Genomic DNA, 4,750 nt, shown 5'->3' with positions numbered 1-4,750 from the left:
TTCTATTGTTACAAATAATTTTCCCATTGAAGTTAAAGATCCATCAGTAATGGTATAATCAACAGTATCTTCACCAATAAAATTTGTTTTAGGAATATAGGTATATAAACCATCCGAAGTTACAGTTAAACTTCCTCCTTGATTGGTAGAGAAAGTACCCGGGATTACACTTATTTCATCACCATCAGGATCATAATCATTGTCCATCAAACTTATAGTTGAAATCCAAGAAGTGTTTTCAGGCACTGTAATAAAGTCGTTAACAGCAACGGGAGCATTGTTAGGACCTTTTAATGTTACAATTAATTTAGCAGTTGAAGTTAAAGATCCATCAGTAATGGTATAGTCAACAGTATCTTCACCAATAAAATTTGTTTTAGGAACATACGTATATAAACCATCTGATGATACAGTTAAACTTCCCCCTTGATTGGTAGGGAAAGTACCTGGAATCACACTTATTTCATCACCATCAGGGTCATAATCATTTTGCATCAAACTTATTTTAGAAGTCCAAGAAGCGTTTACAGGAAGTGTAATAGCGTCGTTTAAAGCAACGGGAGCACTATTATTGTTGTTTATAACATTAACAACTAATTTTGCAGAATCAGTTGACGTTCCATTTGTTAGTGTATAAATAAATGTGTCTTCTCCTGTAAAATTAGTTTGAGGTGTGTAAACATAAGAACCATCAGCTTTTAAAACTATATTTCCATCTTTTTCTGAAGAAAAAGTACCGGCAGTAACACTTAATTTTAAGCTATTAGGGTCATAATCATTATCAATTAAACTTGTAGAAGATGTGTATGTGGTATTTTTCAACACTGAAATAGTATCGTTTACAGCTACAGGTGGTTTAATGGGATTTTCATTTTCTTTTCTGAAAAGTATTTTAGAAGTAAAAGGCTCAAGAATAAAACTTGAAGGACTGTACACTCCATTTACATCAACATAACTATCGTTTAAAGTAAATTCCTGGGGTTCCATAGTATCATTTACATCTAAGGGCATCCATTTACTTCTTAATATTTGCGTTTTTGGGTCTAAAGTAATAGGTGCAAGTTTTGTATTTAAATCTAATTTATACGCAGTTTTCCATTCAGATAATGAGTATGCATATGCACGATAGCCACTACCATTATTGTACCATAAATTTATAATTTCATTTTCATTATAAGGTTTACAGTAGTAATTATTATCAAATACATTTGTTAAAAAATCACCGTTTTGAGAATGTACAAACAATATTTTTTGGGTTGTGGTTGTAGCTACTAATATGTTATTTTTAAAAGTACAACCAGTAATTGTATTAGGATGTAATGAGTCATTATATAAATAAAGCAGGTAAGATCCAGATCTATATACGGTATTAAATTGAACATCTATATTATTTGAATTATGAATATAAATACCAGCTTTTCTAATATTAGAAACGGTATTGTATTTTATTTCAACATTATTACTACCATCATCCATATAAATTCCATTTGCGACAGGTTCTTCTTCAGAGCTACCATCTTCAGCACCAAAACCAAAATCAACAATATTATATAAAACTTTAGATTGAAGTATATTTGGATATTGATCTGCACCATCATACGAGTATATACCAGCTCCATCATCTAAAACAGCACAGAAAAAGGATACTTTATTATAAGTAATTGTTGCATTGTCACCAGTCCAAGATATTCCTATATAACCTAAAAGACGCAATACATTTTTATTGACAACAGTATTAGATCCAACAATACTTATAGCTGAACAAGTTTTAACACCCGAAACTCCCATTCCAGCAACCAACGCTACTTTTTCAATAGTGTTATTAGTTATAGATGCATTTTGATAATTGTTACGGGAAGCAATAGCATTAGCATATACATCATGAATATAATTTCCATCAATAATTGCATTTGTACCCGTTTCTAAATGAATACCTCTACCACCAGAGTAGGCCAATTCACAATTTTTTATTTCAATAAAATTTGAAGCTTTTTCATTAATTAGATTAATTCCAGCACCTTTTAAATATAGATTTTCAATTGTTATATAATGGCTATAATAATATAAATCTATTAGGTTATCATATCCTGTAATTTGAATGTCTAATGTGTTTGGATCTATTGTTGAATAAATACTTAATAATCTTGTTTTTTTATTAAAGCTCCATTCTCCTTCAGAAGTACATGCTCTTGGGTCATGTTGAAAGAAAAAACCAGCATTTACTCTAGGTAGATATGCAGTTGTTGGATTGAATTTAACAGTACCATTAGATTGACTTGTTACTTCTCTCATTTCAAAAGCCCATGGGACAGTTCTTATAACAATTTCAGCTCCTGTCCAATTTGTAGGTGGTAAATCATTTCCGGTGATTGAAGTTTGAGTTGAACTTTTAACGGTATAATAACCTCTATTAGGCTCTGTGGATTTTGGATATCGACCTACTTTTTGTGGATTGCCATTTAGCTGTAAAGCAGAAACGACATGGGATCCAGAAATTGTTTTAGACCAAATATTTCCACCATTATTAACCCAATCTGTAACAGGTATAAAACCTGTTATAATAGGTCTTTCGCCTGAGCCGTAACTTGAAAATGTGATAGGCGAACCACTAGAGCCAGCAGTAGTTAGCGATATACTTCCTGAAAAAGTATCACCGCTTTTAAATAATACAACATCACCAGCGCCCAATGTTTTTATTATTGTATTTAGTTTTGAAATTGTTTTCCAAGCTGAATTCTCTGATTTTCCGTCATTTGAATCATTACCAGAAGAAGATGAAATATAATAATTAGTTGCAAAAATGTTAGTAAAAGATAAAAGTAAAACGATTATTAAAATATTTTTTTTCATTTCATAGTGTGTTTGGTTAGTATATAATTCCTTTTGGTTCAAATAATTTGGATACAATTATTAAATTAAAAAAGGGGTTTATATAATTTCACTATACATTTTTAATAATCATTATGTATCGAACTTATTTTTTTAATAATACAACGTATAACTTAGAACAACTGTTTTTAAATTCTTTTAAGGTATATTAATTCTATTATTAATGTAACATATTCGTTAATAATAACATTAACTAATTAAATATAAACTAGGGGGAAGTTTTTTACTTTTATAAAATTAAAAAAAATAATTAAAAAAAAATTATATTATGAAAGAATATTTATAGCCACGGGCTTTTATAAGATTTGTGCGACTGGAAAATCGGAGATTTTTCGGACGTAGCAAATCGTTTGTTGAATGTTTGTCGGTTCGTTATTTAGTTCAAATGTGAGCATAAATTTTATGAGTTGTTAGCAACTGTAATTTTTATAATATATTTTTCAAATCTTGACGTCCAATTAATGCCATAATCTCAACAACTTTATCATTCTCATTAATCCTAAAATAAATCGAATCAGAACCACAAACACATTTTCTATATCCTATTTTGATATAATCAACTGACTCAAAAGAATATGGGTTTTTAGATATTATATCAAAATACTCAAAAAATGAATTAAAATATTTATCCGCTTGTCTTTCTCCAAATGTTTTTACTCCGTAATTATGAATTCGTATTAAATCTTCTTTAGCTGTATTACTCAGTCTATAATTTGTCATTTAATAATGATTTTGATTGAGCTAAAATTTGTTCTTTAGAATCAGAAGTAAATCCACTTTTTTCAGCTTTTTCTAATTTTGAACTAATCCAATCAATTTGAGATTGTTGTTTTCTTGCTTGTCTAATCAAATCATTAACTAATTCACTTTTACTTGAATATTCTTTATTCTCAATTTGAGACTTTAACCAATTATCATTCGGTTCTGTAAATGAAATACTTTGTCTTGCCATAATTCTCTGTTTTGATGTAAATTTACACCAAAAATGTATTCAATCCAAATTTTCTTTATAAGTTGAATTTTAATCTTTATAGTTGCCAACGGTTTGAATATGGTGCGTTTGGCATTTCGAAGCACTTTCTTGTCAAACCGCTACAAATTTGATTTAATGTAACGACCTTGAAATTAGCACTATCCTCCCAATGATTTATACACTTTGTGCCTGTTGCACAAGTTCTATCAAAAATAGGTTAAAATAGTTGTAAAAAAAATGAAAAATCCGTAATTTCATGGAATGCAAGGCAAGAAAGAATATCAGGAAAAGTTATTTGCTAATTTTCAGTTAAGTGAGCGAGTACCAGCACACAATTTTTATCGGAGATTAAAACAAGTGTTGGATTTGGATTTTTTATATCTATTAACTAGACCCTATTACGGTGAAAGCGGACAAAAAAGTATTGACCCTATTGTTTTCTTTAAACTGTGTTTGGTTGGCTATTTGGAAAACATCATTAGCGATAGAGATTTGATACAACACAGCGGTATGCGGTTAGATATTTTGTTCTTTTTAGGCTATGACATTGATGAACCTTTACCTTGGCATTCCATCATCAGTCGTACCCGTCAATTGTATCCTGAAGCGGTATTTGAAGAAGTTTTCACAAAGATATTTTCTATGTGTGTTGAAAAAGGAATGGTGAGTGGACATACCCAGGCGATTGATTCAGCTCCAATAAAGGCGAATGCTTCTATGGATACTTTGGAATTAAAAGTTCCAAAAGAGGATTTGGAAGCTCATTTGTATAATATTCGTCACATTAGTTCAATGGATAAAAAAAACTTCCATAAGAAAGGCTTCCATCAATAAAGCATCCAAAGAACAACAAGGTATTACTGCCAGTAAGCGAGAATTACAAGAGAT

The 4,750-nt window shown here is 30.1% G+C and carries 4 protein-coding genes; 1 reads left to right on the top strand and 3 read right to left on the bottom strand.

Annotation, left to right across the window (positions count from 1 at the left end; translation table 11 throughout):
* The 3 genes from EC396_RS11850 to EC396_RS11840 all read right to left on the bottom strand — a co-directional run.
* Positions 1–2,850 (bottom strand): Ig-like domain-containing protein (locus EC396_RS11850; protein ID WP_129366903.1); only part of this gene is annotated, 2,850 nt, incomplete at its 3' end.
* 465 nt (positions 2,851–3,315) lie between these two features.
* Entirely contained in the window at positions 3,316–3,609 is a 294-nt protein-coding gene (locus EC396_RS11845) for a type II toxin-antitoxin system RelE/ParE family toxin (RefSeq protein WP_129366902.1), read from the bottom strand.
* Positions 3,596–3,841, bottom strand: coding sequence for a type II toxin-antitoxin system ParD family antitoxin (locus EC396_RS11840; RefSeq protein ID WP_129366901.1), 246 nt, complete (start codon positions 3,839–3,841; stop codon positions 3,596–3,598). The genes EC396_RS11845 and EC396_RS11840 overlap by 14 nt, the downstream gene beginning before the upstream one ends.
* Before the next feature lie 282 nt (positions 3,842–4,123).
* Here EC396_RS11840 and EC396_RS11835 point away from each other — a divergent pair, with 282 nt between their 5' ends.
* Positions 4,124–4,696 (top strand): transposase, encoded by a 573-nt coding sequence (locus tag EC396_RS11835; protein WP_240665695.1) that lies wholly within the window; start codon positions 4,124–4,126, stop codon positions 4,694–4,696.
* Positions 4,697–4,750: the final 54 nt, after the last annotated feature.

This window comes from Lutibacter sp. HS1-25 (genome assembly GCF_004121075.1).
Classification (GTDB): Bacteria; Bacteroidota; Bacteroidia; order Flavobacteriales; family Flavobacteriaceae; genus Lutibacter.
Note: the sequence above shows the minus strand (reverse complement) of the source record. Positions and strands in the feature narration are given on the sequence as shown.

Excerpts from the sequence above, each read along its gene's own strand:
- EC396_RS11835 (WP_240665695.1), top strand. The coding sequence starts at position 4,124 with ATGCAAGGCAAGAAAGAATATCAGGAAAAGTTATTTGCTAATTTTCAG.
- EC396_RS11845 (WP_129366902.1), bottom strand. The coding sequence starts at position 3,609 with ATGACAAATTATAGACTGAGTAATACAGCTAAAGAAGATTTAATACGA.
- EC396_RS11840 (WP_129366901.1), bottom strand. The coding sequence starts at position 3,841 with ATGGCAAGACAAAGTATTTCATTTACAGAACCGAATGATAATTGGTTA.